The organism is Streptomyces sp. NPDC008092 (assembly GCF_042957285.1).
Classification (GTDB): Bacteria; Actinomycetota; Actinomycetes; order Streptomycetales; family Streptomycetaceae; genus Streptomyces.
This window is the reverse complement of record NZ_JBIBHY010000009.1, coordinates 449,517-475,426: the sequence shown is the minus strand read 5'-3', so window position 1 is coordinate 475,426 and position 25,910 is coordinate 449,517. Positions and strand designations below refer to the sequence as shown.

The following is a 25,910-nucleotide window of genomic DNA, read 5'->3' as shown; positions in this document are numbered from 1 at the left end:
TCAGAACCAGTGAAGTCAGAATGATCAAGAGATCGCAGAGTGGCTCACTTTTCATCCGCCGTCCGTGGCCCTCGTTTCACCCGTTGTCGAGACGGCAATCCCGGATGGGCGACTTGTATTGCTGGCGCATCCTGGAGTGTGCGTGTCCTGCCCCGTCGGTGAGAACGTCAGGCGTCGAAAGTTATGGGGAGACGATTCACCGTCCGACAGAAGGCTGGCAGGGCGTCGCGGCATCCGCGACGTGAATTCAGGTGTCTGAGTCAGTAAAGCGGAGTAATGCTCGAGATCCTTCCGACGTGGATGATTTCTGACCGTGGATCCCTGCTGGCAGCGAAGGGAACATAGACCATGATTGCCGGTTGGCCAAACCGGCAATCGCAGAGATCATTGTGGGCATGGCTGCTCGGCTGCGCTGACGGTGGAGTCGTCACATGTGTACGCGTGCCTGTTCCTTCCCGTTGCCGCAGTGTGAGGGGGGTCGGAGACAGCGCGGTGTCCTCTGATCTCAAGGAACTTGATACTTGCCCCGCCCCCCTGCCTTGAAACTTGCTGAGGTCCTGGCCGAGATCCGCATGAGTCCGTCGGCCTTTTATCGACTACGTGCCCGTGGTCAGGCACCCCGAATGACCAAGCTGCCAAATGGAGAACTGCGCTGCCGTCGAGCTGACTTGGATGCTTGGTGGGAAGCGTGCGAAAGGGACACGCCTGAATGGTACTGAGCTACAAGGTCAGGTTCTGGGAGATACGAGAGCGGTCTGGCCGGGCCAAGGCGTTCGATGTGCGCTGGACGGTCAACGGGCGTGAAAAGTCTGAGTCCTTCCTGACCCGGGGCCTTGCGGACAGCCGTAGGTCCAAGCTCATGAGTGCCGCGCGTGACGGTGAGCCTTTCGACCCGAAGACGGGTTTGCCGGCGTCCGAGTTGCGCGCACTGCGGCAGCGCACAACCTGGTATGCGGTGGCGCGGGAGTACGTGGACACACGCTGGGACCGGACTCCGGGAGGCACCCGGCGAACCATTGCTGATGGGCTGGCCACCGTCACCCTCGCCTTCGTGGAGAAGGGTGCCGTCTACCGTGAGCCCCGCGTGCTGCGCAGGGCGCTGTACTCCTGGGCATTCAACAAGAAGGCCTGGGAGGCAGAGCCGCGGGTGGAGTGGCAGGCTGCTCTGGACTGGCTCGAAAGCAAGTCACTGCCCGTTGCGGAACTTGAGGATCCTGACGTCTTGCGGCGGGGCCTTGATGCGCTGTGCCGGAAGCTCGATGGGACCGTCGCCGCGGCCAAGACGACGAAGCGCAAGAGAGCCGCCGTCAGTGAGGTGTTCGCTGACGCGGTGGAGCGGGGGTACTTCACCCACAACCCACTCACCGGTCTGCGGTGGACGGCACCCGAGGTGGACGACATCGTCGACCCCGACTGCGTGCCCAACCCCATTCAAGTGGCGCGCCTGCTCGAAGCAGTACGCCGGCTGCCGGGACGTGGACCCCACCTCTACGCCTTCTTCGCATGCATGTATTACGCCGGCATGCGCCCGGCAGAGGTGATCCACCTCAAGAAGGTTCAGTGCCGCCTGCCTTCAAGCGGCTGGGGGCTGCTCAACCTCAAGGGCGGCATCGTCACTGCGGGGAAGGAATGGACGGACGACGGAGCGGTCCACGAGATCCACTCCCTGAAGCGCCGTGCGGCCAAGGCCACGCGCCCGGTTCCCATCCCGCCGGTACTCGTGCGTATCCTCCGAGACCACATCGCCCGCTTCGGTGTCGCCGCCGACGGCAGGATCTTTCAGAACGCGGCCGGCAACTACATCGACAACGCGGCCTACTGCGTCACCTGGGGACGCGCCAGGGAAGCCACACTCACCTTGGACGAGCACGCGCTGAACCTCGCCAAGCGGCCCTACGACCTGCGCCACGCCGGAATTTCCTTCTGGCTTGCCTCCGGCGTGGATCCCGCCGAGTGCGCTCGCAGAGCGGGCCAGAGCATCCAGGTTCTCTTCCGCTACTACGCGAAGTTCCTGGCCGGGACCCGAGACCATGCCAACCAGTTGATCGAGGCGTCGATGAATCGTTGGGAGGGTTCCCCATCTCCTGGCGAGGCTGGGTGACCGGAATCTGGTCCGGAAATATTCCGGACCAGGTGGGCAACACTGGGACACCAGTGGGGCAAATCGGGAGCAAGGCATCGTTTCGCTTTGCTGCCTGAGGTAGTGACCGAGGAGGGCGCCTGACGGGAGATTTCCCAGCTCAGGCGCCCTTCTCGTGTGTCTCTAGAAGAACCCCAGCTTCTTCGGCGAGTACGACACCAATAGATTCTTCGTCTGCTGGTAGTGGTCCAGCATCATCTTGTGGGTCTCGCGACCGATCCCCGACTGCTTGTAGCCGCCGAACGCGGCGTGTGCCGGGTACGCGTGGTAGCAGTTGGTCCACACCCGGCCGGCCTGGATCGAACGGCCCGCGCGGTACGCGGTGTTGATGTCGCGGGTCCAGACGCCCGCGCCGAGGCCGTACAGGGTGTCGTTGGCCATCTTGATCGCGTCGTCGAAGTCGTCGAAGGACGTCACCGAGACGACCGGGCCGAAGATCTCCTCCTGGAAGATCCGCATCCGGTTGTCGCCCTCGAAGATGGTGGGCTGGACGTAGTAGCCGCCCTTCAACTCGCCGTCGTAGTCGATGCGTTCGCCGCCGGTGAGAACCTTGGCCCCCTCCTGCCGGCCGATGTCCAGGTAGGAGAGGATCTTCTCCAGCTGGTCGTTGGAGGCCTGGGCGCCGATCATCGTGTCGGTGTCGAGCGGGTGCCCCGGCTTGATCAGGCGGGTGCGGGCGACCGCCGCCTCCATGAACTCGGCGTAGTGGCCGCGCTGGACGAGGGCGCGGGACGGGCAGGTGCAGACCTCGCCCTGGTTGAGCGCGAACATCGTGAAGCCTTCGAGGGCCTTGTCGCGGAAGTCGTCGTCGTGCGCCCAGACGTCGTCGAAGAAGATGTTCGGGGACTTGCCGCCCAGTTCGAGCGTGACCGGCTTGATGTTCTCCGAGGCGTACTGCATGATCAGCCGCCCGGTGGTGGTCTCGCCGGTGAAGGCGACCTTCGCCACCCGCGGGCTGGACGCGAGCGGCTTGCCCGCCTCCACGCCGAAGCCGTTGACGATGTTCACCACGCCCGGCGGCAGCAGGTCCGCGATCAGGCTCATCCAGTAGTGGATGGAGGCCGGGGTCTGCTCGGCGGGCTTGATGACCACCGCGTTGCCGGCCGCGAGAGCCGGTGCGAGCTTCCAGGTGGCCATCAGGATCGGGAAGTTCCACGGGATGATCTGCGCGACGACCCCGAGGGGCTCGTGGAAGTGGTACGCCACCGTGTCGTCGTCGACCTCGCCCAGCGAACCCTCCTGCGCACGGATCGCCCCCGCGAAGTACCGGAAGTGGTCGATGGCGAGCGGGATGTCCGCGGCCAGGGTCTCGCGCACCGGCTTGCCGTTCTCCCAGCTCTCGGCGACCGCGAGCGGTTCGAGGTGGGCCTCCATCCGGTCGGCGATCTTGAGGAGGATGTCCGAGCGCTCCGTCACCGACGTACGGCCCCAGCCCGGCGCCGCCGCGTGCGCCGCGTCCAGCGCCCGCTCCACGTCCTCGGCGGTGCCCCGCGCCACCTCGGTGAACGGCTGCCCGTTCACCGGCGACGGGTTCTCGAAGTACTGCCCCCGGACCGGCGGCACCCACTCGCCGCCGATGAAGTGGTCGTAGCGCGCCTGGTAGGAGACGATCGCGCCCTCGGTGCCGGGCGCCGTGTAACGGGTCATGGTGGCCTGCCTCCTTGCAGTGCGCTGCCCGCCGTTGGGCAGCTCCCGGCGCGGAGGCTAAGGGAGCGGACGTTGCGAACACGTTGCGCCGCAGGTCAGCCGACCGGCGCCGCGAACTCCGCCTCCAGGGCCGCCAGCCGGGACCGTACGACCGCCGTCGGCCGCACCGCCGCCAGCGCCCGCCACACCTCGACGTCGTCCTCGCCCCACGGCGCATGCGCCCAGTCCGCCAGCAGGTCGGGGTCCTGGCATCCGATCAGCGCGGCCCGCAGCCCGTCCGCCAGCCGCCGCCTGAGCCGTACGACGGCGGGCGCCTGCGAACCCGGCAGCAGCGGGCCGGTGTACGCCCCTGCGGCCGCCGTCACCGCTCCCGCCTCCAGCCGCCGCTCCACCACGGCCGCGTCCGACTCGACCGGCGCGGTCAGCCGGTACGGCCGGGAGGCCAGCAGCCCCGGGCCCAGCAGCCGGACCAGTTCGGCCCGCAGCGTCACCGGCGTCACCGACTCGTCCTCGTACAGCGCGCACAGCAGCTCGTCACCGGTCAGCCCCTCCGGATGGCGGGACAGCAGCACCAGCAGCTCGCTGTGCCGGCGGCCGAGCCGCAGACCGCGGCCGTCCAGGCGGAGCTCGGCCTCGTCACGGCCGAGCGCCGTCAGCGCGGGCGCCTCTTCGGCGGGCGCCGGCGGATCGAGCAGCGCCAGCTGGGACTCGGCGGCCCGCGCCACCGCCTGGACGAAGCCCAGGCTGTGCGGATGCGCCAGCCGGTCGCCGCCGGTGATGTCGACGGCACCCAGCACCCGCCCGGTGCGCGGATCGTGCACCGGTGCCGCCGCGCACGTCCACGGCTGCACCCGGCGGATGAAGTGCTCCGCGGCGAACACCTGCACCGGCCGGTCCACGGCCACCGCCGTCCCCGGCGCGTTGGTCCCGACCGCGGTCTCCGACCAGCGCGCGCCCGGCACGAAGTTCATCCGGTCCGCCCGGCGCCGGGTCGCCGGATGCCCTTCGACCCACAGCAGTCTGCCGTCCGCGTCGCACACCGCCAGCAGATGCTCGCCGTCCGCCGCGAACGTACCCATCAGCTCCCGGAACAGCGGCATCACCCGGGCCAGCGGATGCTCCGCCCGGTACGCCCCGAGGTCACCGTCCGTCAGCTCCACGCGCGCCGCGCCGTCCGGCCCCACCCCGGCCCGCGCGGAACGCCGCCACGACTCGGCCACCACGGACCGCACCGGGCGCGGCACGGTCCCCGCCGTGGTGAACGTCTCGTGTGCCCGGCGCAGCACCCGGACGCGCTCGGCAGGGTCGGCCCCCGGCTCCAGGGCCACCCAGGGATCGGTCAACTCGGCCTCCCGACGGCGATGCGGCTGGGGACATCGTCACGCGGGGTGTTCGCGCCGACAACCGTTTCGACCGACCTCACTGCGCGGCCGGCCGACCGGCCTCACTCCGCCTGGCCGACCAGCCTCATGTAGCGCACCCAGTCCCAGTGCTTCCCCGGATCGGTGTGGTCGGTCCCCGGCACCTCGACATGGCCGATGACGTGCTCCCGGTCCTTCGGGATGCCGTATCTCTCGCAGATCGACGCCGTCAGCCGTGCCGACTCCGTGTACAGGGCGTCGGTGAAGTACTCCGGCCTGTCCACCCAGCCCTCGTGCTCGATGCCGATGCTCCGCGTGTTGTAGTCCCAGTTCCCCGCGTGCCAGGCCACGTCGGTCTCCCGCACGCACTGCGCGACATGCCCGTCGGCCGAGCGGACCAGGTAGTGCGCGGACACCCGCTTCTTCGGGTTCTGGAAGATGGACAGCGTGCCCGCGTACGACTGCTGCGTGACATGGATGATCACTCGGTCGATCGCGTACTCGTCGGGCCGCTGGGCCGGTGTCCGGTTCTCGCCGCTCGCCGCCTGCCACTCGGCCGGCGGATAGTCGACGACCCCGGTCTGCGCGCCCGCCCGGCCCGCGGGGAGCAGCGCGTACGGGACGGCGGCGAGGGCCGCGCCCTTCAGGAGCCGTCGCCTGCTGGGGAGCGGTCGTGCCCGGTCCATGGATGGGGTGCCTTTCGGAAGCGTGCTCGAAGCACGGGGAGTCGAGGGCGGTCAGCGGCGCAGGGCCGCCGCCGTCTCGCGCAGTCGCGCATGCAGTCCGCGGTAAGTCTCGCGCGCGGGCAGCCACTCCTTGCGGAGCTTGGCCACACACGTGTAGTTGGTGTCGCACACGTTGGCCAACGGCGATTCCACCGTCTGGGTCGCGTACTGGTAGGCGTCGAGTTCGCCGAACCCGTAGTCGCGTACCAGCCACTGCACCAGGTCGAGCTGCGATATCCGGAAGGCGTCCTCCAGCGGACGCGCCGAGCCCGTCGAGACGATGTGCGTGTCCGACTCCAGCCGGGGCCACGGCGTCGCGATCCCCTTGAGGAGCTCGACGATCACCACGGTGTTCATCGCGCACTCCACGGCCACCCCGCAGGTCTCGCCCTCGCCCTGCCGGGCGTGCCCGTCGCCGAGGCTGAGCAGCGCGCCGTCGACGTTGACCCCGAGGTAGCAGGTGACGCCGGCCCGCATCTCGGGCGTGTCCATGTTCCCGCCGTGCGCGTCCGGCACCAGGGCCGAACGCACCTCCAGGTTGGCGGGGGCCACCCCGACCGTGCCGTGCATCGGGTCCAGCGGCAGCTCCAGCTCGATGCCGCCCTCGTGCGCGCGGAACAGGGCCGTGCGCCGGGTGCGGTCCAGCTGCCAGATCCAGACCGTCTCCGGCAGCGGCGGCTGGAGGGTGGCCGTGGTGTGCGTCGAGGTGAGCGCGCCGAACAGGGGGACCGTCGTCGACGCCGCCCAGTCCCGGGCCGGTTCGATCGACACGAAGTGCACGGCGACGGTGTCGCCCGGCTCCGCGCCCTCGATGTGGAAGGGCCCGGTCTGCGGGTTGAGGAACGGGAACTCGCACACCTCGGACACCAGGTCCTTCTCGGACCGCACCCGCCCGGCGAAGCAGTCCTCCGTGTACAGGTCGAGGACCGTGCCGGGCGCGATCCGCGCCACCGGCGGCGCCCCGCCGAACGTCCAGGCGTAGTCGTCCGGTCCGGGCCGGACGGTGAGGATCCGGGGGTCGGTCATCGCGGTGGTGCTCCGTTCTGTGCGGCGAGGGTTGCTGAGGTGTCGTCTTCGAGGTGGACCCGCGCGGTCTCGGCTATGCGCTCGGGATGGCGCCGGACCAGCACCAGCAGGACGACCGCTCCGGCCGCCATCCACACGCCGACCACCGGACCGGCGTACGACACCGGGGCGGTCAGCTTCGTCACGAAGTCGAAGACGGGCAGCCCGGCAGCGGTGAGCAGGGCGGGGACGAAGGCCACGATGCCCAGCAGCGGGAGGAGCAGGTGCCGTACGGGCTTGAGGGACGCACGGCCGCGGCGCAGGAAGTAGCCCGCGCAGGCGAGGTTGACGACGATGTAGACGCCGATGACCACCGTGACGATCACCGTGGCCAGCAGCAGGAACGCGGTCACCGGGTCGTAGCCGAAGCCCAGCCCCAGCACGGCGCCCAGCGCCACGACCGTCTGTGCCGCGATGCCGGCGACGGGGGAGCGGTAGCGGGGGTGGAGCGTGGCGAGGACGCGCGGGAGGACCCGGATGCGGGCCAGCGCGAAGGCCGTCCGCGTGGACACGTTGGCACAGGCGTTGGCGTTGGCGATCGTCGAGTTCACGATGGCGAGGAACACCAGCACCCAGAAGAGCCCGAAGGACGCCCGGGCGACGCCCTCCCAGGACGCCTCGCCCGCCGCCCCGAAGGAGGCGAACCGGCCGGGGCCGAAGTACACGGTCATCGCATAGGTCGTCACCACGTAGAACAGGCCGATCCCCAGGGCCGCGCCGAGCACCGCGCGGTGCATCGTGCGGCGCGGGTCGCGGGTCTCCTCGGCGAGCGGCGCGGCCGCCTCGAAGCCGGCGAACGCCAGCACGGTGTAGACGGAACCGGCGAAGACCCCGCTGACCCCGCCGTAACCGTCCGCCGTGTGCGAGGTCCCGAACACGGAGAGGGTGTTGTGGCCGCCGGCCCGGATGATCAGCCATCCGGCGAAGACGAGGAAGACCGCGATCTCGAAGATCCCGAGGACCGTCCCGAAACCGGCCGAGGCCCGCACCCCCAGATACCCGGCGACGGCGATGACGGCCGCACCGGCCAGCGCCCACGGCCACCACAGATCCGCCGGAAAGGAGGCCCACTCGTCGTGCAGGGTCCCGGCCGCGGTGAACCCGAGCTGGAGGAGCAGCAGCGGCGGAACCAGCGCCTCCACGAACACGTAGCCCCAGCCGACCAGGAACCCCACGGCCGGATGCAGCCCCTGCGCCGCATAGGTCGCCACGGAGCCGGCGGCGGGCAGCTCACGCGCCAGCTCGGCCACGCACGACGCCGTGAACAGACAGGCGACCAATGCGATCACCACGGCCAGCGGCAGACTGCCCCCGGCGAACGCCGCCCCCGCCGGAATGGACGCGGCGACGGCGGCGGCAGGCGCCATCGCCGTGATGCTCTGGAACAGCACCTCCCGCAACCCCACCGCGTCCCGCCGCAGTCCCGCGGCCGCCTCTCCCGACATACGTCCCCCCGACGTGCGTGTTCCCCTCGGTCCAGCGGATGCCTCGCGTGAATCACGGTACGGCGCTTGCGGGTTGGGCAGAAGAGCGCCCAGGGGTTCCGTGGACGGAGCGGCGACTGTGGACAACCGCGCCACCCGGACGGGTGAAGGGAGGGCGAGCCTCACAGGGCCCCGGCGAGGGCGAGCACTACACGGGCTCGCCTTCCCGCAGACAGACGCAGGTCCCCGAACTCGCCGCCGCATGGAGCGCGACGAGGGCCGAGAGCGGCGCGACGAGCGGCGTCGCCGCCAACTCCCCGGGGGAGAGCAGCGCATGCCGGTCGTGCTCGTCGCTGAGCCGTACCGCCGTCTCCTCGGCGAGGATCCCGCCGTCGAAGAAGCAGTCCAGCACGGGGCCGGTGCCGTCCACATCGGCCCGGTGGTCGATACCGAGCAACCTGAGCTCCGGACCGAGAACGATGCCGGTCTCCTCCAGCATCTCCCGCCGGGCCGCGGTCAGGGGGTCCTCGCCGTGGTCCAGCATCCCGCCCGGCAGCCACCACTCGCCCGCCACCGGCTGGCCGGGGCCGTAGCGCAACAGCAGCACCCGATCACGCTCGTCCCGTATGAACACGCATGAGGCGATGAGTGCCTGGGGCTGGGTCCGGATCCACTCCTCGCGGGGAACCCACTCGGCCACGCCAACCTCCCGGAGTCCGACGGAACTCCAGGGTGACTCCCCACGGCATGGCCGTCCCGAACCACCGGGCCCGAAGACGGAGACTTCCGGCCGCGTCCCGGTCAGACCCGCTCAGCCACGATCGCCGGATCGTCCAGGACGGCCCGGACCACCGAGTGGGCCGCGCCGAGGAGAGGGCCTTCGGATCCGAGGCGGGAGACGGAGACCGGGCAGGCCGGGCCCGTGGTCCGGCCTGCCAGTTCCGCTTCCAGGGACGGGAGGAGCCAGGGCGCGAGACCGGCCAGTGCCCCGCCCAGGACCACGGACTCGGGGTCGAGGAGGTTGACGGCACCGGTCAGGGCGATGCCCAGGGCCGTACCGGCGTTCTCCAGGGCGCGCCGTACGCCCTCGTGGTCCGCGCCGGCCCGCTGCGCGAGCAGTCCCACCGCGTCCTCGCGGGATTCGAGGCCGGCCGCGCGCAGCACCGCCTCCTCGCCGGCGTACTGCTCCAGGCACCCGCGTCCGCCGCAGGCGCAGCGCGGCCCGTCGGGGTGGACCGGCACATGGCCGAGTTCGCCCGCGAAACCGCGTTTCCCGCGCAGCAGCTGCCCGTCCACCACGACGGCGGCGCCGATGCCGATCTCCGCCGACACGTGCAGGAAGTCGTGGGGTGTCGCGTCCCCGAGCCACAGCTCGGCCAGGGCGCCGAAGTTGGCCTCGTTGTCCACCGTCAGCGGGAGGTCGGCGGGCAGCAGCGCGGCGAGGTCGGTGTCGTGCCAGTCGAGGTTCGGGGCGTGGACGACCGTGTGCCCGTCGCGGGCCACCAGACCGGGGACGGCGACCGCGAGACCGGCGGGCCACAGGCCGTGCCGTTCCGCGTCCGCCGCGACCCGCCGGACCAGCCCGGTCAGCTCCGCCACCACCGGGCGCGGATCCCGGCCCCGGTTCGCGCCGTGCCGCACGGCACGCGCGCGTACCTCGCCGCGCAGGTCCACCGCGCACACGGCGAGATGGTCGACCCCGACCTCCGCCCCGAGACCGGCCGGACCGTGCCCGCTCACCGCGAGCGCCGAGCCCGGCCGCCCGACCCGGCTGGGCCGCTCGGGGCCCAGCTCCTCCAGGAGCCCCCAGCGGACCAGCTCGTCGACGAGGGTCGACACGGCAGCCCGGGTGAGGCCGATGCGTGAGGCGACCGCGGCCCGCGACAGGGAGCCTTCCGCGCTGACCGCGTGCATCACGCGCGCGAGGTTGCGCCGGCGCATGCCCTGCTGGGTGTCCGGCAGGGCACGGCCGGTCGCCGTCGGGCGGGCCTCGTGCAGCGGTGCGGTCATGCCTCCATCAACCCTCTGGGATCCTCTGGACAGTCCCCTGCCGATCAGCGGTTCTCCGGCGCCCGCTCCAGCAGCGGCGCCGCGTCGGAGAGTACCCCGGAGATCCTGGCCAGCGTCGCGGCGTCCCGCTCCACCGCGTCCAGCACGGGCCCCGCGGCCGTGTTCCAGCGCCGCGCCACGGATGCCGGGTCCTCGCCGGTGAGCAGCCCGGCCGCCTGTGCGGCGGCGCCGAGGGCGACCAGCTCCTTCGCCTCGGGCACCTGCACCGGCCGCCCCGACAGCCGCCGTACCGTCTCCTGCCAGGCCCGGCCCCGGGCGCCGCCGCCGATCAGCAGGAGCGGGGTGGTCCGGTCCGCGTCCTCGTCGAGGACCAGGTCCAGGGCGCCCAGCAGGGCGTGCACGGCGCCGTCGTAGGCGGCCTGCAGGAGCTGGCCCGCGGTGGTGTCGTGGCGCAGGCCGTGCAGCAGGCCGGAGGCGTGCGGCAGGTTCGGGGTGCGCTCGCCGTCCAGGTAGGGCAGCAGGGTCACCGAGGTGCCGGGCTCGACGGCCTCGCGGTCCAGGCCGAGGAGCGCCGCGACCCGGTCGACCGCGAGGGTGCAGTTCAGGGTGCAGGCGAGCGGCAGCCAGTCGCCGTGCGCGTCCGCGAAGCCCGCCACCGTGCCGGTGGGGTCGGCGGGCCGGTGCCTGGAGACCGCGTACACCGTGCCCGAGGTGCCGAGGCTCAGCACAGGGGTGCCCGGACGCAGTCCGAGCCCCAGCGCGGCCGCCGCGTTGTCACCGGTGCCGGGCGCCACCAGGGTGCCCTTGGAGAACGGCAGGTCGTGACTGTCCCGGACGGTGCCGGCGACCTCGCCGGGCCGGACCACCCGGGGCAGGAACGCCGGGTCCAGGCCCACATGGGCGAGGGTCTCCGCGTCGTACGACTCGGTCGCCGACGCCCACCAGCCGGTGCCGGAGGCGTCGCCGCGGTCGGTCGTGCCCTGCCCGGTCAGCCGCTCGGTGAGGTAGTCGTGGGGGAGCCGTACCGCCCTGGTCGCCCGGACCGCGTCCGGCTCGTGCTCCGCCAGCCAGGCCCACTTGGTGACCGTGAACGACGCGCCCGGCACGCTGCCGGTGCGTTCCGCCCAGGCCTTCGGGCCGCCCAGCTCCTCGATCAGCCGCTGTGCCTGCGGCGCCGAACGCACGTCGTTCCAGAGCAGCGCGGGCCGCACCGGCTCGCCGTGCCCGTCCAGGGTGACCAGACCGTGCTGCTGCCCGCCGATCGACACGGCCGCCGCCTCGTGCGCGGCGTCCCCGCACTGGCGCAGCGCCTCGCACAGCGCGTCCCACCACTGGCGCGGATCACTCTCCCGGCCCGCGCCGGTGGTCACGGTGTGCGGTGCCTGGCCGCTCGCCACGACCTCGCCGGTGGAGGCGTCGACGACCAGCGCCTTGGTGGACTGGGTGGACGTGTCCACGCCGACGACGAGCGGACCCTCGGCTGCTGACATCGGGCTCTCCCTTTTTCCGCGGCTCGCGGTGTACCTGACCTGCAGTTTTCCCGGTTCGTCGGGGTGTCGCGACCCGGTTTTCGTCCTTCGGGGACAGGGTGACCCTTCCCAGGGACGCGTCGGCATACTAATTTGTAAACCGCGATGACGAAATAGTCGGCACGACAGTCATCCATCGGTCAACCACCGCAGTCATCGAGCACAGCCCCCGAGCAAGGAGCCGCGGCATGAGCTTCCAGCCCACCCCCGAGGACAGGTTCACCTTCGGCCTGTGGACCGTCGGCTGGCAGGGAAGGGACCCGTTCGGCGACGCCACCCGCCGCGCCCTCGACCCCGTCGAGACGGTCCAGCGCCTGTCCGAACTGGGCGCCCACGGTGTGACGTTCCACGACGACGACCTGATCCCCTTCGGGTCCTCCGACAGCGAGCGCGAGTCGCACATCAAGCGCTTCCGCCAGGCGCTCGACGCCACCGGCATGAAGGTGCCGATGGCCACCACCAACCTCTTCACCCACCCGGTCTTCAAGGACGGCGCGTTCACCGCGAACGACCGCGAGGTGCGCCGTTACGCGCTGCGCAAGACCATCCGCAACATCGACCTGGCCGTCGAACTGGGCGCCGAGACGTATGTCGCCTGGGGCGGCCGCGAGGGGGCCGAGTCCGGCGCCGCCAAGGACGTGCGGGTCGCCCTCGACCGCATGAAGGAGGCCTTCGACCTCCTCGGCGAGTACGTCACCTCCCAGGGCTACGACCTGCGCTTCGCCATCGAGCCCAAGCCGAACGAGCCCCGCGGCGACATCCTGCTCCCCACCGTCGGCCACGCCCTCGCCTTCATCGAGCGCCTGGAGCGCCCCGAGCTGTACGGCGTGAACCCCGAGGTGGGCCACGAGCAGATGGCCGGCCTGAACTTCCCGCACGGCATCGCCCAGGCCCTGTGGGCGGGCAAGCTCTTCCACATCGACCTCAACGGCCAGTCCGGCATCAAGTACGACCAGGACCTGCGCTTCGGCGCCGGTGACCTGCGCGCCGCCTTCTGGCTGGTCGACCTCCTGGAGAGCGCCGGCTACGCCGGTCCGAAGCACTTCGACTTCAAGCCGCCGCGGACCGAGGACCTCGACGGCGTGTGGGCGTCGGCGGCCGGCTGCATGCGCAACTACCTGATCCTCAAGGAGCGCGCGGCCGCCTTCCGTGCGGACCCGGAGGTCCAGGAGGCCCTGCGCGCCTCCCGGCTTGACCAGCTGGCCCAGCCGACCGCCGCGGACGGCCTCCAGTCGCTCCTCGCCGACCGCACGGCCTTCGAGGAGTTCGACGCGGACGCGACCGCCGCCCGCGGGATGGCCTTCGAGCAGCTCGACCAGCTGGCGATGGACCACCTGCTCGGCGCCCGGGGCTGAACACGCACGCGCGCGTGAGGGCCGCTCTCGCAGCGGCCCCCGCACGCGCGCGTGTCGTCGTCCGTGCCCGGATTCTGTGCCCGCGCGGCCGGTTCGCACCGGAAATACTCCGGAATCGTGCGGTCCATGGCATGAGTCCGTGTCAACTCCCGCGCCGGGCTCGCGCGGTGACCGGAACGCGGTGACTCTTGGCGGTATGGCCATGCCGCCCGTACCGCCACGACCGCCCGGCCCCCCGGACGGCACTCCGCCGTCCGGCGGAGGCTACGACCCGCCTCCGTACGGAGGTTACGACCCGCCTCCGTACCAGGGCTACGGCCCGGACCCGCACGGGGGTTTCGGACCGCTCCCGCACGCCGGCTCCGGTGCTCCACCCGGCGACCAGGACCCGCCCACCGCCGTCGGGTGGATGCCACCCCGTCCACCGGAGCCGCCCCGGCGGCGAAGGGGCCCGTTGTTCGCCGTTCTGGCCCTGCTGGCGGTCGCGGTGGCCGTCGCCGTCGTCTTCCTGATGGGGTCCGGCGGTGACGGCTCGACCGAGGAGAAACCCGGCGCCGCCAGTCCGAGCCCCTCCGGTCCGGCCCGGCCTTCGCTCAGCCTCCCGACTGGGCTGCCCAGCAGCCTGCCGTCGAGCCTGCCGAGCGGACTTCCTTCGGAATGGCCCTCGGGGCTGCCCAGCGAGTTGCCGAGCGGTCTGGATTCCCTGCTGCCCTCACTGCTGGGCTAGATCCGGCCTGCGGTGCGCCTACCGCAGCGTCCGGAACCAGCGCACCACGGCGGCGGTTCCCGCCTGCTGGGAACCGAGATGCCGGGAACCGCCGTAGTCCGGGGTGCCGAGGTCGACCTGTGGCGCGACGACGCCGTGGGCGCGCAGGGCGGCGTGGCAGCGGGCCGTGTTCGTGTTGACGACCTGCTCGTCCCCGTCGGCGTAATAGAGCCTGACCGGAGCCCGCGGCACCCAGTCCGTGCACACGCCGTCCGTGGTCCGCAGGGCTGCCGCCAGCCGTCCGGTGGGGTGGGCCAGCATCGCCCGGCCGCGGGCGGTGAGCAGCGCGTCGAGGGAGTCCGGGGTGCCGGCCACGACCTCCTGGCCGGTGTGTGTACCGTCCAGCAGGTCCTCGACCGTGCGGTCGTACGGCGCCCGGAACACCTCGGCGGGCGTGTCGTACAGGTGGTGCAGACGGTTGAACGCGACCAGGGCCAGCGCCGTGTAGATCACACTCGCCTTCGGATCCGTGTGCCCGGCGAGCAGCGCGGGGATCTCCGCGTCCCGGAAGGCGTAGGCGCCGCTGACGGGTGCCACTGCGCCGAACCGGAACCAGGCGTCGGCACCCCCCTGCAGCGACCGGGCCAGCCCCAGGGCCGCCGACGCGCCCTGGGAGAAGCCGGTTGCCAGCACTTCCCGGCGCAGCTCCCGGCCTTGCCGCGCCGCGACGGTGCGGGAGGCCCGCAGCATGTCCAGGGCGGCCGTCGTCTCCGAGGGCACGTCCATCCAGGGGTGGGGGCCGGGGCCCAGGCCCAGCCCGAGGTAGTCGGGGAGCACCGCGGCGAACCCGGCGGACGCGTAGGTCAGGGCAGGTGCCTGGTCCCAGACCTCGGCCGAGACCGAGGCGACGTCGCCCCTGAACAGTTCCGTGCCGTGCGTGAACGACACTGCCCGCAGCTGCCGTTCACCGCTGCGCGGCAGGGCCAGCAGCCCGCTGGCGGTGGTGGGCCGGCCGTGCGGATCCACCGTGCGGTACACGATCCTGAAGGTGTCCAGGCCGTACCGCACGGCGCCGGTGTCCCAGGCCCCGTCCTCGTCCCCCGCCAGCTCGGCCGCGGCCTGCCGGGCGGTCAGCGTCCGCAGATGTTCGACGGACACCACCGTGCCCCGCGACGCGTGTGCCCCGGCTGTCGGGGCAGCGGCGGCCGTCGGCGCACGCGATCCCTGCGCGACCACGGCCGTCGCGCTGCTCGCCGTCAGGGCCACCGCCACCGCCGAAATCGCGACCAACCTGCTGATTCGCTTCATGCTCGTTGGCTTCATACGGTGACCGTACGAACCCGTGCAGCCACCGGCCATCCGGCCAACCGGCGTGTAGGGGTGGGGTTTTCCGCAGGACCGAGTCGCCCCCGGACGCCCGGGACGGCAACCGGCCGGGAGTGGTTACGCTGGGATCGGGGCTGCTTCACAATCTGTTCGAGCCGGTGCTCCGGGGCCAGTAGGGGTGCTCGTCAGGGATGTCTCAGGGTCGTGGTCCGGAACCGCGGGAGGCGCGGGCCCGTTTTCAGATCAGAGAGCGGCAAGGGCCGCGAAGGAGGCGACGCTGATGTCGAAGAACGCGAAGATCGCCGCAGGAGGTGTGGCGGTCGGGCTCATCCTGCTGATATGGCTGCCCTGGTGGGTGACGTTCCTGATCGTGGTGGGCGTCCCGGTGGCCGCGTACCTCGCCCTCGACCCCTCGCAGCGGCGCAGGCTGCGCCGGGTCACGCGCAAGGAGATAGGCCGCTGAGCCGCCTGCCCGGGACCGCGCCCCGCCCCTGACAGGCCCTGTGCAGGCCTTGGGCGGGATGCGGCCCGGGAGGGCTCACAGGGGCCTTACGGCGACCTTGTCGAGGGCTTCCAGGAGGCCGGGGAGTTCGGGCCCCCGGCCGACCGGCAGGACCTCGCCGGGTTCCTCGTCGAGGAGCACGAAGGCGATGTCGTCGGTCCGGGCCACGAGCGACCAGCCGGGCCCGTCGGCGCGCAGGGTGCGGGCGTCGCCCGGGGCGAACGAGGAGCGGACCCGGCCCAGCGGCGGAGGCGTGTCCACATAGGCCCACGCCTCGGCCAGGACCCGCCGGACTCCGGCGTGCCCCTTCGGGGCCGCCTCGGCGTCCGGCGAGCCCTCCGCGGGTGTCTCCGAGGGCGCTTCCGAGGCCTTGGCGGCCGCCGCCGGTGCGGGGAAGTGGTCCTCGCCGATCTGCTCCCGCCAGATCGCCCACTGCAGGGCGATCTCGTCCGCGCCGAGCCGCCGCTGCGCCGGACCCCAGGTGCTGGTGTCCGGCGGGGTCAGCGGAGCCTGGTCCGCCACCTCCGGGCCGGGGTCGTGCGGCGCGGGCACGTTGGGAGCCGCCACGGCGACCGCCAGCGGCCAGCCGGGCAGGGCGGCGACCACCGTGCGTTCGTCCGGCGACAGGTCGTACTCCATGCCGCAGTCCCAGGACGCGATCGCGACGGCGACCAGCGAGACGTCGTCGACGACGACCGTCCAGCGCGCCCCTTCGCCGTCCTGGCCGAGCACCAGTCCGTACCCGCCGGCGAGCGGCGCCAGCTCCAGTGCCGCGCACGCCTCCGGGTAGTCGTCGCCCAGCACGCTCGGAAACTTCGCCGGCGTCAGCAGCACCGCCGTGAGCACGTACAGTGCCTCGTCCGCGGCGACGGCCTCCTCGTCGGTCCCGGCCATCCCTGCCTCCCCAGTGGTTCGTCCAACGGCGCGCACCCTAGTGCGACGGGAAGCCCGTTGTCACGACCGGCCGCCACATGCGAGCTGCAGGTTTCCACCGGGACGGGACGAAACGACCTCAGGAGGCACGGAAGACCCACGACCTCGGCGGTACCGAAGGGTCAGGACACCGGCAGACCGAGAAGGTCGCGCGCCACCTTCGCCGGGGGCTCGTCGCGCTCCCGGGCCAGGGCGACCACGGCCCGGCACGCCAGCTCGCTCACCCCGAACGACAGCGCCTCCGGCGACACCCAGCCCGCCGCCTCCTCGGTCAGGTCCTGGTCGTCCTCCGCCCGGGCCACGACATAGACGGCCGCGGCCTCGAACAAGTTGTGCGCGCGCCGCGCACGGCTCGCACGCCGCTCCGGCACCGCTCCGCCCTCGGCGCCACGCCGTCTGCCTACGTACCTGCGGATCCGGTCGAACACACGGGCTCCTTCCCCCCGGCCGGCTTTCGCCTGCGAACGTCTGCCTTCCTCCGTCGAACGTAGGGTTGAACCTCCGGCAACAGAAGAGGGCGTGGCGAAGAGGGGGACAGCCCGACGCCTTCGCCGCGGCGGTCGCCGGCTAACGGTCGCGGACCGCCAGCGCCAGGAACCGGGCGTCCTCGTCCACGTACGACGTCAGGTGCCAGCCCGAACCGGCCAGCAACGGGGCGAGGTTGCCCTCCGCGCGCAGGTCCTCCGGTGTGATCTGCCGTCCCTGGCGCGCCGCCAGGGCGGACCGGCCGATGGGGTGGAACAGGGCGAGGGCACCGCCGGGCCGGACCACACGTGCCAGCTCCCGCAGGTTCTCCGCCGGACGGGGCAGATGGGCGATCAGGCCCGCGGCGAACACGGCGTCGAGGGACTCCGACCGCAACGGCAGCGCGGCGACGTCGGCGAGCAGCAACCAACCGTCGCGGTCCCGGCCGGCCCGCCGGGCGGCCTGGAGCATCGCCGGGGTGAGGTCGATGCCGAGGACCGTGCCGGCGGGGCCCACGGCCCGGCGCAGCGGCGGCAGGGCGCGCCCGGTGCCGCACCCCGCGTCGAGCACCCGGTCACCCGCGCGCAGCCCCAGATCGGCGACGGCGGCCGCGTACGCGGGACCGTCGTCGGGGAACCGGCTGTCCCAGTCGTCCGCCCGCGCGGTGAAGAACTCCCGGACATGTGTGTGGTCGTCGCTCATGGTCCGCATGATCCCTCACCGCCAGGGAGGACGACCCTGCGCGCACGTTCGAGCTGGACGCGATCGTTCCGGCACATCTCTGAGTCATATTGCAACACCTTTCGAAATGCGCCCCCTTTGTGCGCCCGTGCCCCCTAGCGTCCCTGGGCCATGGGACATCTGCACCACGCCACCTTCGGCTGGCTGACCCCCGTGCTGTCGTACGCCATGGCCTGCATAGGCGCCGCACTGGGGCTGCGCTGTACCGTCCGGGCGCTCGGCAGCACCGGCCGCTCGCGCCGCAACTGGCTGCTCACCGCGGCCTCCGCGCTCGGCACCGGCATCTGGACCATGCACTTCGTGGCCATGCTCGGCTTCAGCGTCAGCGGCACCGACATCCGCTACGACGTGCCGCTGACCGTTCTCAGCCTGCTCGTCGCCGTGGTCGTCGTCAGCGTGGGCGTCTTCGCGGTCGGCTACAGCCGCGACCGCAACCGGGCACTCCTGCTCGGCGGACTCACCACCGGGCTGGGCGTCGCCAGCATGCACTACCTCGGCATGGCGGCCGTCCGGCTGCACGGCAGCGTGCGCTACGACCCGATGCTCGTCGGGCTCTCCGTCCTCATCGCCGTGGTCGCCGCGACCGCGGCCCTGTGGGCGGCGCTCAACATCCGGTCGCCCGTCGCGGTCACCGTCGCCTCCCTGGTCATGGGAGCGGCCGTCAGCAGCATGCACTACACCGGCATGTTCGCGGTCAGCGTGCACGTCACGCCCTCCGGCAGCCCCCTGCCCGGGGCCACGGCGATGCAGTTCATCTTCCCCCTCGCCGTCGGCCTCGGGTCCTACCTGTTCCTCACCTCGGCCTTCGTCGCGCTCTCGCCCACGGCCGGGGAGCGCGAGGCGTCCGCCTCGGCCCAGCGGCCCGTCGCGGGCGCCGCGCGCTGACCCGGTCCGACCCACCTTCCCCGAGCGAGGAGGCCATGCGTACACCCCGTAGGACCCCGACAGCAGGCCCGGAGACACCGTCACCGCGGCCGGCGCGCGGCCGTCGCGCGCACGCCGGACCGCCCGCCGACGAGCCGGTCGACGACGTCGTCGGCGCCGTGGCGGACAACCCGGCCGACCGGCCCGGAGGCTGGCGGATCCGCCCGCGGACCGTGCGGGCCAAGGTCGTCTGCCTGCTCATGGTGCCGGTGATGTCCCTGCTCGCCCTGTGGGCGTACGCCACGGTCACCACGGCGCAGGACGTCTCCCGGCTGCGCCAGTCCCAGCGCGTCGACGCCGCGCTGCGCACTCCGGTCGCCGACGCCGTCGCCGCGCTCCAGGCCGAGCGGGCCGCCGCGGTCCGGTACGCGACCGACCCCACCGCCGAACAGGCCGCGGACCTCAAGAGGCTGGGCGCCGGCACCGATCAGGCCGTGGCCGCACTGCGGCTGGGCAAGGACAGCACCGTCGCCGACGGCGAGGAGCTGCCCTCCGGCGTCGGCCGGCGGCTGGACGCCTTCGTCACCGGCGCCGAGCAACTGCGCGCCCTGCGCAGAGCGGTGCAGAGCCGCGGTGCCGGCTGGGACGCCGCCTACGGGCAGTACACGCAGACCATCGCCGCCGCCTTCGCCGTGGACGGCGCCCTCACCGGCATCCAGGCCGACGACATGGGCTCCGACGCGCGCGTGCTGCTCGAATTCTCCCGGGCGGGCGAGGCGCTGGCCCAGGAGGACGCGGTCCTCGGCGGTGCCCGGCTGGCCGGCGGCCTCGACGGCGAGCGGCTGCGGCTGTTCACCGGCGCCGTCGGCACCCGCCGTGTCCTCACCGACGCGGCCGTCGCCGATCTGCCCGGTGCCCAGCGCACCGCATGGCACCGCCTCGCCGACGGCGACGACTACGCCGCGCTGGGCGCCGCCGAGGACAGGATCCTCGCGAGCCCACCCGGGGCCAAGGCGGTCGGCGCGGCCCCGGAAGCCACCTGGAACACCGCGCACACGCGCGTGCAGGACGGCATGCGGAGCATCCAGGCCGGCACGGCACGCGCGGTGGCCGGCCGGGCCGACCCGTTCGCGCGCGGCCTGCTCACCCCGGCCGGTGCCGCCGTCCTGTTCGGTCTGCTCGCCGTGGTCGCCTCGCTCGTCATCTCCGTACGCATCGGACGCGGCCTCGTCGTCGAGCTGGTGAGCCTGCGCAACAGCGCCCTGGAGATCGCCCGCCGCAAACTCCCCGAGGCGATGCGCAGGCTGCGGGCCGGCGAGGAGATCGACGTCCGCGCCGAGGCGCCCCCGGGGCCGCCCGCGGAGGACGAGACCGGACAGGTCGCCGAGGCCCTCGGCACCGTGCACCGCGCCGCCCTGCGCGCCGCGGTGGAACGCGCCGAACTCGCCAGCGGCATCTCGGGAGTCTTCGTCAACCTCGCCCGCCGCAGCCAGATCCTGGTCCACCGCCAGCTGAGCCTGCTGGACAGCATGGAACGCCGCTCCGACGACCCGAGCGAACTGAGCGACCTCTTCCGTCTCGACCACCTCACCACCCGGATGCGCCGCCACGCCGAGAGCCTGATCATCCTCTCCGGAGCGGCCCCCGGCCGGGCCTGGCGGATGCCCGTGTCCCTGACCAACGTCGTACGGGCCGCCGTGTCCGAGGTCGAGGACTACGCACGCGTGGAGGTACGGCAGCTCCCCGAGGCGGCCGTCGTCGGCGCCGCCGTCGCCGACCTCACCCACCTGCTCGCCGAGGTCGTGGAGAACGCCGCCCAGTTCTCGCCGCCGCACACGCGCGTGCGCGTCACCGGAGAGCCCGTCGGCAACGGCTACGCCCTGGAGGTCGAGGACCGCGGGCTCGGCATGGGCCAGGAGACCCTCGCCGAGGCCAACCGGCGCATCGAGCAGTCCGAAGCCCTCGACCTGTTCGACAGCGACCGGCTCGGCCTCTTCGTGGTCAGCAGGCTCGCGGCCCGCCACGGCATCAAGGTGCATCTGCGCACCTCCCCGTACGGCGGCACCACCGCGGTGGTCCTGCTGCCGAAGGCCCTGCTGCACGGCGGCCCGGCGGAACGTTCGGTCCGCCCGGCGGCCGACACCGAACAGGCACCGGCACGCGCCTACGCACGCGTGCCGGGGCCCGCACTCCCGGAACCCGCCCCCATCGGCCGGCCCGTCCTCGCCGCCACCCCCACCGCCCCGCGCCCCGCGCCCGAACCGCCGCCCCCCGGAGTCACCACCTTGAGGCCGCACCGCCCACCGCACGACTCCGAGCCCTCCGACGACGACCTGCCACGCCGGGTGCGGCAGGCGAGCCTCGCCCCCCAACTGCGCGATCCCCGCGCCGAGGAGCCGGCGCCCGCTCGCGGCGGCGACGAGCGCACCCCCGAACTCGTCCGCGACCGCATGGCCGCCTACCGCGACGGCTGGGCGCGCGGCGGGGGCAGACAACCCGGCCGCGGAGCCGCCCCGGAACCCCACGAGGGCACCGACCGCACCGAAGGAGACCGCACATGATCCAGGACCCGAGCCCGAGGGCAGACCGGCGCTCCGGCGAACTCGACTGGCTGCTGGACGACCTGGTGCTGCGCGTCACCGAGGTACGGCATGCCGTCGTGCTCTCCAACGACGGCCTCGCCGTCGGCGCCTCGACCGGCCTCAAGCGCGAGGACGCCGAGCATCTCGCCGCCGTGGCCTCCGGATTCAACAGCCTCGCCAAAGGAGCCGGACGGCACTTCGGGGCGGGCGGGGTGCGCCAGACCATGGTCGAGATGGACGACGCCTTCCTCTTCGTGGCCGCCGCGGGCGACGGCTCCTGCCTCGCCCTGCTCACCGACGTGACCGCCGACATCGGCCTGGTCGCCTACGAGATGGCCCGCCTGGTCAAGCGCGTCGGTGAGCACCTCTACACCGCGCCACGCGTCGCCGCCCGGCCGCCCGCCGCCGGCTGAGCCGGAAGGCCGCCACCCATGACCGAGTACATGACCGGCATCCCGCACGAGGCGGGCAGCCAGTGGTACGACAGCGAGGCCGGGCCCCTGGTCCGCCCCTACGCCATGACCGGGGGCCGCACCGAACCCGGCCCCACCGGCGTGAAGTTCGACCTGATCGCCCTGGTCACCCTCGCCCCGGGCGCGCCCGGCACGGACGACGACGCCCCCCTCGGCCCCGAACACCGGGCGCTGGTCGACCTGTGCCGGCCGGAGACGCAGTCCGTCGCCGAACTCGCCGCCGGCGCAGACCTCCCGGTGGGTGTGGTCCGGGTGCTCCTGGGCGACCTGCTGGAACTGGGCCGCGTCACCGTGAGCCGCCCGGTGCCACCGGCCCAGCTGCCCGACGAACGGATTCTGCGCGAGGTCATCGAGGGATTGCGGGCACTGTAGATGAGCATCCGGAACCAACCGGGCACGAGCCGGTCGGAACAGACGCGTTCCGGTCGGACGGCCCGCGACGGCACGGCAGTTGTCATGATGCTGGCTTCACATCATCCCGTGCCGCTCCGCCGGCGTCCCGACGTCCGCCGCAGCAGGTCCACCCGGCCCTCCCGCAGGCACTCCCGAGAGAAGTGATCATGGTCTCCGAGCACCCCGAGTCCACCGCCGACGACACGTCGGCCATGGCGCTCAAGATACTGGTCGCCGGCGGCTTCGGCGTCGGGAAGACGACCCTGGTCGGCGCCGTCAGCGAGATCCGACCGCTGCGCACCGAGGAGATGCTCAGCGAAGCGGGGCAGCTGGTGGACGACACGGACGGCGTGGACCAGAAGGTCACCACCACCGTCGCCATGGACTTCGGGCGGATCACCATCCGCTCCGGCCTCTCCCTGTACCTCTTCGGCACTCCGGGCCAGGACCGCTTCTGGTTCCTCTGGGACGAGCTGTCGCAGGGAGCACTCGGCGCGGTCGTCCTCGCCGACACCCGCCGCCTGGAGGACTGCTTCCCGGCGGTCGACTACTTCGAGCACCGGCACATCCCGTTCGTCGTCGCCGTCAACTGCTTCACCGGGGCCCGCTCCTACGGCGCGCACGACGTCTGCCGCGCCCTCGACCTGGACCAGGGCACGCCCGTGGTCCTGTGCGACGCCCGGGACCGGGACTCCGGCAAGGAGGTGCTGATCCGGCTCGTCGAGTACGCCGGGCGGATGCACACCGCCCGGCTCCTCGACTCGGTGGGCTGAGCCTCAGCCCGTGAGGTCCTTGAGCGCCACCACCTTCTCCACGGTGACCCGGACCAGCAGCTCGCCGGGGACGCCGTTGCGGGCGCCGAACTCCTCCGCGCGCTCCGGCCCCATGTAACGGGCCGAGATCCGGGTGGCCGAATCGCGCAGTTCGCCCAGGTCCTCCGACAGCCGGGCGCGCCCGTTCAGCACCACGAAGTGGAAAGGGGGCCGGTCGTCGTCCACACAGAGGGCGACACGCCCGTCACGGGCGAGATTGCGCCCTTTGACCGTGTCCTTGCCGGTGTTGAAGACCAGTTCGTCACCGTCCAGCAGGAACCAGACGGGCGCCACATGGGGGCTGCCGTCTGCGTTGACGGTGGACAGTTTGCCGGTGCGGGTGCCGTGCGAGACGAACGCCCGCCATTCCTCGTCGGTCATCTTCTCTGCCATGTCCCCATCCTCCTTGCCCGGACGCCGGTGGTGGGGAAGGCTGGCGGGGAGATCCTCCAGCCAGGGGGAGACGGCACACGGGGAGACGCTACGACATGGCCCAGAACCAGGGACTCGGCTGGCTGCTCGACGACCTGACCGAGCGCGTGGAGCACGTACGGCACGCGCTGGTCCTGTCGAACGACGGGCTGGTCACGGGAGCGAGCACCGGCCTTCGCCGGGAGGACGCGGAGCATCTGGCCGCGGTCGCCTCCGGGCTGCACAGCCTCGCCAAGGGCTCCGGACGGCACTTCGGGGCGGGCCAGGTCCGCCAGACGATGATCGAGTACGACGAGGCGGTCCTGTTCGTCACCGCGGCGGGGAGCGGCAGCTGCCTGTGCGTGCTCAGCGGTGCGGAGGCCGACATCGGCCAGATCGCCTACGAGATGACCCTGCTGGTCAACCGGGTCGGCGAACACCTCGCAGTGGACGCCCGGCAACCGGAGCGTTCCTCCGCCATAGACCTCTGACCTGCGGATTCACCCCTGCCGTGGAGTTATCCACAGGCCCGCCACGGGTCTCGCCGAACCGGCTACGGTTTTTCCACGGCGAGCGCACCCGGCGCGAGCCACCCGCTCCACGGGGGAGTACGACCATGTCCGGCACCACCCTTGCCCACAACCGCCAGCCCACCTGCGCGCCGAGCCGCGCCGCCCGCGAACTGGGCCTCAAGCGGGGTGAGTTCGACCTCGCGGTACATCTCGGACGGATCCGTACCGTGCCCGACGAGGGAGGCGGCGGAGGCCGCCGTGTCCCGCGGACCGAGATCGACCGGCTCCGGGGCCGATCCGCATCCCTCGGCGAGAGCGTGCGGGTCGTGGGGACGGCCGAGGGCGCGGCCCTGATGGGGATCCCGGCGGGCAGGTTCACCCGTGTCGCCAAACTCGGCCTGGTGACTCCGGTCAAGTGGTACCCGAACCGCTACCGGGCCGTGGTCTGGCTCTACCTTGCCGAGGAGCTGAGGCGGTTCGCGGCCGACGAGAAGAACACATGGCTGCTCACCGGCCGTACGCCCGCGGAGCTTGCCGACCGGCTGAGGGCCGGCGCGGACCAGCGGGCCAGGAACTGGCGCGGACGCCACTGCGGCTTCCTGCTGCGGCAGGCGGCCGGACCCTGGGAGCGGGCCGGGGTGGTGGCCGGCTTCCTGGACCCCGGCGAGATCGACGACGTGCTCCCCGACCCGCACGAGCGTGCCCACGTGACGGCCTTGCGGCCGGCCCCGCCCGCCCACGGCGCACCGGGCTCGCCGGCCGCGCAGCTCGCCGAGGACATCATGACGGCGGCCGACCCGGACGAGATCGACTGGTTCCGGCACGACCTGGCGCGGGAAGCGGCCCAGGCCCGCACAGGCCGGCCCGCGCCCCGCCCCGCCACACCGGCCCGGCACCCCGCGCCCGACCGGTCGGTACCCGCCCGCGGCCTGCGCGGCTGGCTGCTGCGCAGAAGCCCCCGGCCCGCCCACTGACCGACGGCCAGAACCGCACCCACACCGGCACCCCTGTCCCCGTCCCCGTCCCCGTTCGGTTCGGCGTCGGCGACGGCTAGAGCGAGCGGAACAGGCCCTCCTGGACGACCGACACCAGCAGCCGCCCTTCGAGGTCGTAGACCCGCCCGCGGGCCAGGCCGAGGCCGCCCGTGGCGATGGGGGACTCCTGCTCGTACAGGAACCACTCGTCCGCGCGGAACGGACGGTGGAACCACATGGCGTGATCCAGCGAGGCGATGTCGAAGTTCCGCGGCCCCCACAGCGGTTCGACGGGGACACGGACCGCGTCCAGGAGCGTCATGTCGCTGGCGTAGGTCAGTGCGCAGGTGTGCACCAGCGGATCGTCGCCCAGCGGGCCGACCGCGCGCATCCACACGGCACTGCGCGGCTCGGCGCCGGTTATCTCCTCGGGATGCCAGCGCAGCCGGTCGACGTAGCGGATGTCGAAGGGCTGGCGGCGCGCCATCCGCTCCAACTGCTCGGGCAGCTCGCCCAGATGCTTGCGGATCTCCTCCGCGAGCGTCGGCAGCGACTCCGGGTGCGGCACCTCGCGAAAGGGCGGCAGCTGGTGCTCAAAAGCACCCACCTCAGGCTTGTGGAAGGAGGCGGTCAGATTGAAGATCGTGCGGCCCTGCTGCACGGCGGTGACCCGGCGCGTCGTGAACGACCGCCCGTCCCGGACCCGTTCGACCTGGTACACGATCGGCACGCCGGGCCGGCCCGGGCGCAGGAAGTACGCGTGCAGCGAGTGCACCGGACGGTCGCCCTCCACGGTGCGGCTGGCGGCGACCAGCGCCTGGCCGGCCACCTGGCCGCCGAAGACCCGCTGGAGGGACTCCTGGGGGCTGCGGCCGCGGAAGATGTTGACCTCGATCTGCTCCAGGTCGAGCAGGTCGACCAGTCTCTCGGCCGGGTTGGTCATCGGTTGGATTCTCCTGT

At 72.4% G+C, this 25,910-nt stretch carries 26 protein-coding genes; 12 read left to right on the top strand and 14 right to left on the bottom strand.

The annotated features are described in order from the left end of the window. The first annotated feature begins 521 nt into the window (after nucleotides 1-521). Together ACFZB3_RS29920 and ACFZB3_RS29915 are read left to right on the top strand one after the other, a co-directional pair. Nucleotides 522-719, top strand: coding sequence for a helix-turn-helix domain-containing protein (locus ACFZB3_RS29920; protein ID WP_391380629.1), 198 nt, complete (start codon nucleotides 522-524; stop codon nucleotides 717-719). Further along, on the top strand, nucleotides 710-2,101 hold the full coding sequence (locus ACFZB3_RS29915) for a tyrosine-type recombinase/integrase (protein WP_391380626.1): 1,392 nt from the start codon (nucleotides 710-712) through the stop codon (nucleotides 2,099-2,101). The genes ACFZB3_RS29920 and ACFZB3_RS29915 overlap by 10 nt, the downstream gene beginning before the upstream one ends. A 162-nt stretch (nucleotides 2,102-2,263) precedes the next feature. Here ACFZB3_RS29915 and adh read toward each other — a convergent pair whose 3' ends face one another. From adh to xylB, 8 genes are all read right to left on the bottom strand, one after another. Next, nucleotides 2,264-3,787, bottom strand: coding sequence for an aldehyde dehydrogenase (gene adh / locus ACFZB3_RS29910; protein ID WP_391380624.1), 1,524 nt, complete (start codon nucleotides 3,785-3,787; stop codon nucleotides 2,264-2,266). 95 nt (nucleotides 3,788-3,882) lie between these two features. Next, entirely contained in the window at nucleotides 3,883-5,130 is a 1,248-nt protein-coding gene (locus ACFZB3_RS29905) for a GAF domain-containing protein (protein WP_391380620.1), read from the bottom strand. Nucleotides 5,131-5,231: 101 nt separating this feature from the next. Continuing rightward, entirely contained in the window at nucleotides 5,232-5,834 is a 603-nt protein-coding gene (locus ACFZB3_RS29900; RefSeq protein ID WP_391380618.1) for an N-acetylmuramoyl-L-alanine amidase, read from the bottom strand. Between the two features lie 51 nt (nucleotides 5,835-5,885). Further along, nucleotides 5,886-6,899, bottom strand: a complete 1,014-nt coding sequence (locus tag ACFZB3_RS29895; RefSeq protein WP_391380615.1) for an acetamidase/formamidase family protein — start codon at nucleotides 6,897-6,899, stop codon at nucleotides 5,886-5,888. After that, the gene (locus tag ACFZB3_RS29890; RefSeq protein ID WP_391380613.1) at nucleotides 6,896-8,383 is read right to left on the bottom strand and encodes an amino acid permease; all 1,488 of its coding nucleotides are present in this window, start codon (nucleotides 8,381-8,383) and stop codon (nucleotides 6,896-6,898) included. Before ACFZB3_RS29890 ends, ACFZB3_RS29895 begins: the two co-directional genes overlap by 4 nt. A gap of 187 nt (nucleotides 8,384-8,570) precedes the next feature. Next, nucleotides 8,571-9,062 carry an NUDIX domain-containing protein gene (locus ACFZB3_RS29885; RefSeq protein ID WP_391380611.1) on the bottom strand — a complete coding sequence of 164 codons (492 nt, stop codon included), beginning with the start codon at nucleotides 9,060-9,062 and terminating at the stop codon, nucleotides 8,571-8,573. Between the two features lie 101 nt (nucleotides 9,063-9,163). Further along, entirely contained in the window at nucleotides 9,164-10,372 is a 1,209-nt protein-coding gene (locus ACFZB3_RS29880; protein ID WP_391380608.1) for an ROK family protein, read from the bottom strand. A gap of 44 nt (nucleotides 10,373-10,416) precedes the next feature. Continuing rightward, on the bottom strand, nucleotides 10,417-11,862 hold the full coding sequence (gene xylB / locus ACFZB3_RS29875) for a xylulokinase (protein WP_391380605.1): 1,446 nt from the start codon (nucleotides 11,860-11,862) through the stop codon (nucleotides 10,417-10,419). 227 nt (nucleotides 11,863-12,089) lie between these two features. Here xylB and xylA point away from each other — a divergent pair, with 227 nt between their 5' ends. Both xylA and ACFZB3_RS29865 read left to right on the top strand, forming a co-directional pair. Next, the gene (gene xylA / locus ACFZB3_RS29870) at nucleotides 12,090-13,256 is read left to right on the top strand and encodes a xylose isomerase (protein ID WP_391380603.1); all 1,167 of its coding nucleotides are present in this window, start codon (nucleotides 12,090-12,092) and stop codon (nucleotides 13,254-13,256) included. Between the two features lie 454 nt (nucleotides 13,257-13,710). Next, complete coding sequence (locus tag ACFZB3_RS29865) at nucleotides 13,711-13,983, top strand: hypothetical protein (RefSeq protein WP_391380601.1); 273 nt, start codon at nucleotides 13,711-13,713, stop codon at nucleotides 13,981-13,983. An 18-nt stretch (nucleotides 13,984-14,001) separates the two neighbouring features. Here ACFZB3_RS29865 and ACFZB3_RS29860 read toward each other — a convergent pair whose 3' ends face one another. Beyond that, a complete protein-coding gene (locus ACFZB3_RS29860) occupies nucleotides 14,002-15,270 on the bottom strand; it encodes a lipase (protein WP_391380598.1) in 1,269 nt (422 codons plus the stop codon). 298 nt (nucleotides 15,271-15,568) lie between these two features. Between ACFZB3_RS29860 and ACFZB3_RS29855 the strand changes: the two genes are divergently transcribed. Next, nucleotides 15,569-15,751 (top strand): hypothetical protein, encoded by a 183-nt coding sequence (locus tag ACFZB3_RS29855; RefSeq protein ID WP_089106542.1) that lies wholly within the window; start codon nucleotides 15,569-15,571, stop codon nucleotides 15,749-15,751. A gap of 75 nt (nucleotides 15,752-15,826) precedes the next feature. Here ACFZB3_RS29855 and ACFZB3_RS29850 read toward each other — a convergent pair whose 3' ends face one another. The 3 genes from ACFZB3_RS29850 to ACFZB3_RS29840 all read right to left on the bottom strand — a co-directional run bounded on the left by ACFZB3_RS29850 (nucleotide 15,827) and on the right by ACFZB3_RS29840 (nucleotide 17,899). Next, a complete protein-coding gene (locus ACFZB3_RS29850; RefSeq protein ID WP_391380596.1) occupies nucleotides 15,827-16,684 on the bottom strand; it encodes a hypothetical protein in 858 nt (285 codons plus the stop codon). A 161-nt stretch (nucleotides 16,685-16,845) separates the two neighbouring features. Next, nucleotides 16,846-17,151, bottom strand: a complete 306-nt coding sequence (locus tag ACFZB3_RS29845; protein WP_391380594.1) for a hypothetical protein — start codon at nucleotides 17,149-17,151, stop codon at nucleotides 16,846-16,848. Nucleotides 17,152-17,290: 139 nt separating this feature from the next. Further along, entirely contained in the window at nucleotides 17,291-17,899 is a 609-nt protein-coding gene (locus ACFZB3_RS29840; protein ID WP_391380592.1) for a methyltransferase domain-containing protein, read from the bottom strand. A 141-nt stretch (nucleotides 17,900-18,040) separates the two neighbouring features. On the opposite strand from ACFZB3_RS29840, the gene ACFZB3_RS29835 reads away from it, so the two are divergent. The 5 genes from ACFZB3_RS29835 to ACFZB3_RS29815 all read left to right on the top strand — a co-directional run bounded on the left by ACFZB3_RS29835 (nucleotide 18,041) and on the right by ACFZB3_RS29815 (nucleotide 23,014). Beyond that, nucleotides 18,041-18,814 (top strand): MHYT domain-containing protein, encoded by a 774-nt coding sequence (locus tag ACFZB3_RS29835; protein WP_391380590.1) that lies wholly within the window; start codon nucleotides 18,041-18,043, stop codon nucleotides 18,812-18,814. A gap of 35 nt (nucleotides 18,815-18,849) precedes the next feature. Continuing rightward, a complete protein-coding gene (locus ACFZB3_RS29830; RefSeq protein ID WP_391380588.1) occupies nucleotides 18,850-21,354 on the top strand; it encodes a nitrate- and nitrite sensing domain-containing protein in 2,505 nt (834 codons plus the stop codon). Then, on the top strand, nucleotides 21,351-21,788 hold the full coding sequence (locus ACFZB3_RS29825; protein WP_388918068.1) for a roadblock/LC7 domain-containing protein: 438 nt from the start codon (nucleotides 21,351-21,353) through the stop codon (nucleotides 21,786-21,788). The genes ACFZB3_RS29830 and ACFZB3_RS29825 overlap by 4 nt, the downstream gene beginning before the upstream one ends. A gap of 18 nt (nucleotides 21,789-21,806) precedes the next feature. Then, nucleotides 21,807-22,220 (top strand): DUF742 domain-containing protein, encoded by a 414-nt coding sequence (locus ACFZB3_RS29820; protein ID WP_391380585.1) that lies wholly within the window; start codon nucleotides 21,807-21,809, stop codon nucleotides 22,218-22,220. 188 nt (nucleotides 22,221-22,408) lie between these two features. Next, nucleotides 22,409-23,014, top strand: a complete 606-nt coding sequence (locus tag ACFZB3_RS29815) for an ATP/GTP-binding protein (RefSeq protein WP_391380583.1) — start codon at nucleotides 22,409-22,411, stop codon at nucleotides 23,012-23,014. A 3-nt stretch (nucleotides 23,015-23,017) separates the two neighbouring features. On the opposite strand, the gene ACFZB3_RS29810 is transcribed toward ACFZB3_RS29815, so the two are convergent. Next, nucleotides 23,018-23,446, bottom strand: a complete 429-nt coding sequence (locus tag ACFZB3_RS29810; RefSeq protein WP_391380581.1) for a TIGR03618 family F420-dependent PPOX class oxidoreductase — start codon at nucleotides 23,444-23,446, stop codon at nucleotides 23,018-23,020. Nucleotides 23,447-23,541: 95 nt separating this feature from the next. Between ACFZB3_RS29810 and ACFZB3_RS29805 the strand changes: the two genes are divergently transcribed. Together ACFZB3_RS29805 and ACFZB3_RS29800 are read left to right on the top strand one after the other, a co-directional pair. Further along, a complete protein-coding gene (locus ACFZB3_RS29805; protein WP_391380579.1) occupies nucleotides 23,542-23,955 on the top strand; it encodes a roadblock/LC7 domain-containing protein in 414 nt (137 codons plus the stop codon). Nucleotides 23,956-24,080: 125 nt separating this feature from the next. Then, on the top strand, nucleotides 24,081-24,950 hold the full coding sequence (locus ACFZB3_RS29800) for a DUF6397 family protein (RefSeq protein ID WP_391380577.1): 870 nt from the start codon (nucleotides 24,081-24,083) through the stop codon (nucleotides 24,948-24,950). A gap of 76 nt (nucleotides 24,951-25,026) precedes the next feature. On the opposite strand, the gene ACFZB3_RS29795 is transcribed toward ACFZB3_RS29800, so the two are convergent. Beyond that, nucleotides 25,027-25,893 (bottom strand): acyl-CoA thioesterase domain-containing protein, encoded by an 867-nt coding sequence (locus ACFZB3_RS29795; RefSeq protein ID WP_391380575.1) that lies wholly within the window; start codon nucleotides 25,891-25,893, stop codon nucleotides 25,027-25,029. Nucleotides 25,894-25,910: the final 17 nt, after the last annotated feature.

Excerpts from the sequence above, each read along its gene's own strand:
- ACFZB3_RS29890 (WP_391380613.1), bottom strand. The coding sequence starts at position 8,383 with ATGTCGGGAGAGGCGGCCGCGGGACTGCGGCGGGACGCGGTGGGGTTG.
- ACFZB3_RS29860 (WP_391380598.1), bottom strand. The coding sequence starts at position 15,270 with ATGAAGCGAATCAGCAGGTTGGTCGCGATTTCGGCGGTGGCGGTGGCC.
- ACFZB3_RS29820 (WP_391380585.1), top strand. The coding sequence starts at position 21,807 with ATGACCGAGTACATGACCGGCATCCCGCACGAGGCGGGCAGCCAGTGG.
- ACFZB3_RS29840 (WP_391380592.1), bottom strand. The coding sequence starts at position 17,899 with ATGCGGACCATGAGCGACGACCACACACATGTCCGGGAGTTCTTCACC.
- ACFZB3_RS29915 (WP_391380626.1), top strand. The coding sequence starts at position 710 with ATGGTACTGAGCTACAAGGTCAGGTTCTGGGAGATACGAGAGCGGTCT.
- ACFZB3_RS29810 (WP_391380581.1), bottom strand. The coding sequence starts at position 23,446 with ATGGCAGAGAAGATGACCGACGAGGAATGGCGGGCGTTCGTCTCGCAC.
- xylB (WP_391380605.1), bottom strand. The coding sequence starts at position 11,862 with ATGTCAGCAGCCGAGGGTCCGCTCGTCGTCGGCGTGGACACGTCCACC.
- ACFZB3_RS29880 (WP_391380608.1), bottom strand. The coding sequence starts at position 10,372 with ATGACCGCACCGCTGCACGAGGCCCGCCCGACGGCGACCGGCCGTGCC.
- ACFZB3_RS29855 (WP_089106542.1), top strand. The coding sequence starts at position 15,569 with ATGTCGAAGAACGCGAAGATCGCCGCAGGAGGTGTGGCGGTCGGGCTC.
- ACFZB3_RS29835 (WP_391380590.1), top strand. The coding sequence starts at position 18,041 with ATGGGACATCTGCACCACGCCACCTTCGGCTGGCTGACCCCCGTGCTG.
- ACFZB3_RS29805 (WP_391380579.1), top strand. The coding sequence starts at position 23,542 with ATGGCCCAGAACCAGGGACTCGGCTGGCTGCTCGACGACCTGACCGAG.
- ACFZB3_RS29815 (WP_391380583.1), top strand. The coding sequence starts at position 22,409 with ATGGTCTCCGAGCACCCCGAGTCCACCGCCGACGACACGTCGGCCATG.
- xylA (WP_391380603.1), top strand. The coding sequence starts at position 12,090 with ATGAGCTTCCAGCCCACCCCCGAGGACAGGTTCACCTTCGGCCTGTGG.
- ACFZB3_RS29900 (WP_391380618.1), bottom strand. The coding sequence starts at position 5,834 with ATGGACCGGGCACGACCGCTCCCCAGCAGGCGACGGCTCCTGAAGGGC.
- ACFZB3_RS29825 (WP_388918068.1), top strand. The coding sequence starts at position 21,351 with ATGATCCAGGACCCGAGCCCGAGGGCAGACCGGCGCTCCGGCGAACTC.
- ACFZB3_RS29800 (WP_391380577.1), top strand. The coding sequence starts at position 24,081 with ATGTCCGGCACCACCCTTGCCCACAACCGCCAGCCCACCTGCGCGCCG.
- ACFZB3_RS29830 (WP_391380588.1), top strand. The coding sequence starts at position 18,850 with ATGCGTACACCCCGTAGGACCCCGACAGCAGGCCCGGAGACACCGTCA.
- ACFZB3_RS29895 (WP_391380615.1), bottom strand. The coding sequence starts at position 6,899 with ATGACCGACCCCCGGATCCTCACCGTCCGGCCCGGACCGGACGACTAC.
- ACFZB3_RS29795 (WP_391380575.1), bottom strand. The coding sequence starts at position 25,893 with ATGACCAACCCGGCCGAGAGACTGGTCGACCTGCTCGACCTGGAGCAG.
- ACFZB3_RS29850 (WP_391380596.1), bottom strand. The coding sequence starts at position 16,684 with ATGGCCGGGACCGACGAGGAGGCCGTCGCCGCGGACGAGGCACTGTAC.
- adh (WP_391380624.1), bottom strand. The coding sequence starts at position 3,787 with ATGACCCGTTACACGGCGCCCGGCACCGAGGGCGCGATCGTCTCCTAC.